This window comes from Mitsuaria sp. TWR114, assembly GCF_007997345.1.
Map to the genome: position 1 here is coordinate 1 of NZ_VOSR01000512.1, position 3,935 is coordinate 3,935.

The window sequence follows — 3,935 nt, forward strand, 5'->3', positions numbered from 1 at the left end:
GTGCCGCACCTGCGCGGCTATGGAACGACGCGTTTCCTCTCGGACGCCACGATGCGCTCGGCGCAGCAGACCGCGCTGGCGGCGGACGGCATCGCGCTGATGGACGCGCTGGGCATCCGCAAGGCGATCTTCGGCGGCTGCGACTGGGGCGCGCGCAATGCCTGCGTGATGGCCGCGCTGTGGCCGGAGCGTTGCCAGGCGCTGGTGTCGGTGAGCGGTTTCCTGGTGCTGGACCGGACCACCGCGCTGACGCCGCTGTCGCCGGCCGACGAGTTCACGTGGTGGTACCAGTACTACTTCGCCACCGAGCGCGGCCGCATCGGCTACGAGAAGAACCTGAAGGCCTTCGCCCGCTTCATCTGGCACCAGGCCTCGCCGAAGTGGAACTTCGACGACGCAACCTTCGAGCGCAGCGCCGCGAACCTGGTGAACCCGGACCATGTCGCGCTGGTGGTGCACAACTACCGCTCGCGCATCGGCGCGGCCGAGACCGACCCGCAGTACGAGCCGCTCGAGATCCGCCTGGCGCAGGTGAAGACCGTGGCGATGCCCACGATCACGCTGGAGGGCGATGCCAACGGCGCGCCGCACCCGCCGGCGGCCGCCTACCGTTCGCGCTTCACCGGCAAGTACGAGCATCGCGCGCTGACCGGCGGCATCGGCCACAACCTGCCGCAGGAAGCGCCGGCCGACTTCGCCAAGGCCGTCATCGACGTGGCGCAGTGGTGAGCCCCGAGCCCGCCGCTGCCGTCTACGCCTCTGCTTTCCGTTCCACTTTCCGACTTCGAAGGATTTCTCCATGACCCGCACGATCGACAAGGTCCTCTACACCGGTTCCACGCTGACCACCGGCGGCCGCGATGGGACCGGCAAGTCCAGCGACGGCGCGCTCGATGTCCGGCTGAGCCTGCCGGGCTCGGGCGGTCCGGGCACCAACCCCGAGCAGCTGCTGGCGGTGGGCTGGTCCGCCTGCTTCATGGGCGCGATGCGCCGCGTGAGGACGGCCGAGCCGATCCGCGTGCCCGACGACGCGTCCATCGAGGCCGACATCTCGCTCGGCACGACCGCCGACGGCGGCTTCGCGCTGGCGGCGAAGCTGCACGTGGTGCTGCCCGGCCTGACCGAGGCGCAGAAGTGGGCGCTGGTGGACGGCGCGCACCAGATCTGCCCGTACTCGCTGGCGACGCGGGGGAACATCGAGGTGAGCTTCACCGTCGGATGAACGGGCGGGCGCGGGATCATGGTTCGATGGTCCCGCTCTTGACGGGCACACGCCTGCTTCGCAATGGTGATCGTGATGGCAACTGCCGATGCTCTTCTCGGCGAACTGCCGTCAACACGGAGGATCACAGCGTCCAGCTTCGAGATTTCCATCGACAGTGATGGTGTTCTGTCGGCGTCTGACTCGTATCTAGGGCGCGGCAGGCATTGCATACACAGATGCCGCAGCCCGGAACGCTTCAGCGCCGCCTAGAGTTCTTCGCTCATCCAATCTGCACCACGGGTTTGAGGGGAGGTCTCAGACGATGTCTATCGATAAAGTCCCGAAAAAAGCTGGGCCAGAGGCCCATGACAATTCGAGTCAGGGGACTCGGACAAGGGGGACCCGAATGGCAGCGGGAAGCAATGTGTCGCTGTTGCCGCAGGCATCAGCATCAGACAAAGACGACCCCAGGCGCTTCGACGCCAAACGGCGCATCGACGAAGCGATCACGCCCGAACTGGTGATCGCGCTCTGCGGTCCGCTCGGGACGCCGCTCCATCAGGTGTCAGCCACGTTGAAGGAGCTGCTCGAGAAGTCCTACGACTACAAGGTGGTCGACGAGATCCGGCTCAGTCACTTCATCAAGGAGCGTTCGCAGCGGGGCGCAGCCAGCTCGATCCAGAACCTGATCGACGCGGGCAACGACCTCCGGCTGAAGTACGGCAACTCCGTGCTTGCCCAGTTGGCCATACGGAAGATCGCGATGGTTCGAAAGCGGCAGGAGGAAGCCCCCGACCACTCGCAGATGACCTTGAGCGGCGTGGAGCCCGCACCGGCAGCGGTGGTGCCGACGCCGGTGGTCCGTCATTGCCACATCATCGACTCCATCAAGAACACCGATGAGCTGGAGCTCCTGCGCTCGGTGTACGGGCGATTGCTTCATGTGATCAGCGTCCACGCGCCGCTGGCCTCGCGGGTGCAGCACCTGCAGAAGAAGCTGGGTGACATGGGCGAGGTCTTCAAGCTCATCGACCGGGATTCCGGGGAAGAGTTCGCCAACGGACAGAGCGTGCGCGACGTCTTCCCCCAAGCGGATTTCTTCCTCCGGATCAGCGATGGCACGGACGACCAGATCCGTGGCAGCCTGAGCCGCTATCTCGATCTGCTCCTGGGGGTGAAGATCATCACGCCGTCGGCCAATGAACGCGCGATGTATGAGGCGCACTCCGCAGCCAGGAACTCCGCGTGTCTTTCCCGACAGGTCGGAGCCGCCATCACCGCAGCCGATGGCAACGTCCTGGCCGTCGGCTGGAACGACGTCCCGCGGGCCTTCGGCGGCTTGTATGAAGCGCACGGCCGACCCGACGAGTCCCATTACGTTGACCATCGTTGCTGGAACAAGGATGGCGGCAAGTGCTGGAACGACGAGGAGAAGACGGAGATCGCCGAACGACTGGCGCAGGCATTGGAAGGCATCGTGGAAGCCGGAAAGATCGAAGAGGTCGTCACCCGCTTGAGGAGGTCCTCCGAGGTGCGCGGACTGATCGAGTTCTCCCGCGCAGTCCATGCGGAGATGCATGCGCTGCTCAACGCGGGCCATTCATCCGGCGGGCGCGTGCGCGGCGGGAAACTGTTCGTGACGACGTATCCGTGTCACTCCTGTGCCCGCCACATCATCGCGGCGGGCATCAGGGAAGTCCGTTTCATCGAGCCGTACCGCAAGAGCCTGGCGACCCGGCTCCATGCGGACGCCATCACCGAAATCGAGAGCGATGAAGCCAAGGTCCGCATCGTGCCGTTCGATGGCGTCGCTCCGGTCCGCTTCCTTGAACTCTTCAGTGAAGGTGGCTTGGGTCGGAAGGACGCTCGCACGGGGCGGATGCGAGTGTTCCCGATCGGCGTCCCCGTCACTTCGGTCACCCTGGAGGCGGTCACGACGCTCGAGGGCCTGGCGTTGCGAGAACTAGAATCCTCGGGTTTTCTCGCCGGACCTTGATGTGCCTGAGTTCATCAGCCGCCTTTCGACACGAGCTTCGACATGAGCAAGCATCAAGACTCTCAACAGATTCCGTTGTTCCCCGAGCTGCAACCTGAAGCCCCGGGCGCGTCGCTCGCGAAGTGGGGGCGCGGTCAGGCAGAGGCATCTCCTCTGCGTCTGGTCAGCTCCGGGCCGGGGCGAGTCAGTCAAGCCGCTGAAGAGGCGTCGCGCGACCGCCGGATCGAGATCGATCTGTTGAACCGCGTGAAGTACTTCTGATTCAGAGCTCGATGATCCCGCGCTTGAGCGCGATGGTGACCGCGTGGGTGCGGTCCTTCGCGGAGAGCTTGCCGAGGATGGTCCGCATGTGGACCTTCACCGTCTCCTCAGTCAGCGACAGGCTCTCGGCCACTTCCTTGTTGGCGTGGCCCAGCGCCACCAGGCGCAGCACCTGCGTCTCGCGCAGCGAGAGCGTGCGGCTGCCCGCGTGCTCCGCGATGGCGGCCTCGATCACCGCCGGCACCATCAGCTGCCCCGCATGCACGCCGCGGATGGTCTCGATCAACTCGGTGCGCATCAGGCCCTTGAGCAGGTAGCCGCTCGCGCCGGCCTTCATCGCCCGCACCGCCTGGAAGTCGCCCGGGAAGGTGGTCAGGATCACCACCCGCGCCTGCGGGAACTCCCGGCGGATCGCCGTCATCGCCTCGATGCCGTCCATGTCGCGCATGCGCAGGTCCATCAGCGTGACGTCGG

Annotated in this window: 5 protein-coding genes; 4 read left to right on the forward strand and 1 reads right to left on the reverse strand. The window is 65.7% G+C overall.

Annotated features, from left to right (window positions below; translation table 11 throughout):
* The 4 genes from FUT87_RS18010 to FUT87_RS18025 all read left to right on the forward strand — a co-directional run.
* A partial coding sequence (locus tag FUT87_RS18010; protein WP_147241910.1) for an alpha/beta fold hydrolase occupies positions 1–729 on the forward strand: 729 nt, incomplete at its 5' end.
* A 70-nt stretch (positions 730–799) separates the two neighbouring features.
* Positions 800–1,222: an organic hydroperoxide resistance protein gene (locus FUT87_RS18015; protein ID WP_147241911.1), complete on the forward strand. Its 423-nt coding sequence runs from the start codon at positions 800–802 to the stop codon at positions 1,220–1,222.
* Positions 1,223–1,628: 406 nt separating this feature from the next.
* On the forward strand, positions 1,629–3,200 hold the full coding sequence (locus FUT87_RS18020) for an anti-phage dCTP deaminase (protein ID WP_186830606.1): 1,572 nt from the start codon (positions 1,629–1,631) through the stop codon (positions 3,198–3,200).
* Between the two features lie 42 nt (positions 3,201–3,242).
* A complete protein-coding gene (locus FUT87_RS18025) occupies positions 3,243–3,461 on the forward strand; it encodes a hypothetical protein (RefSeq protein WP_147241913.1) in 219 nt (72 codons plus the stop codon).
* Between the two features lies 1 nt (position 3,462).
* Here FUT87_RS18025 and FUT87_RS18030 read toward each other — a convergent pair.
* A partial coding sequence (locus FUT87_RS18030; protein ID WP_147241914.1) for a response regulator transcription factor occupies positions 3,463–3,935 on the reverse strand: 473 nt, incomplete at its 5' end.

Excerpts from the sequence above, each read along its gene's own strand:
- FUT87_RS18015 (WP_147241911.1), top strand. The coding sequence starts at position 800 with ATGACCCGCACGATCGACAAGGTCCTCTACACCGGTTCCACGCTGACC.
- FUT87_RS18025 (WP_147241913.1), top strand. The coding sequence starts at position 3,243 with ATGAGCAAGCATCAAGACTCTCAACAGATTCCGTTGTTCCCCGAGCTG.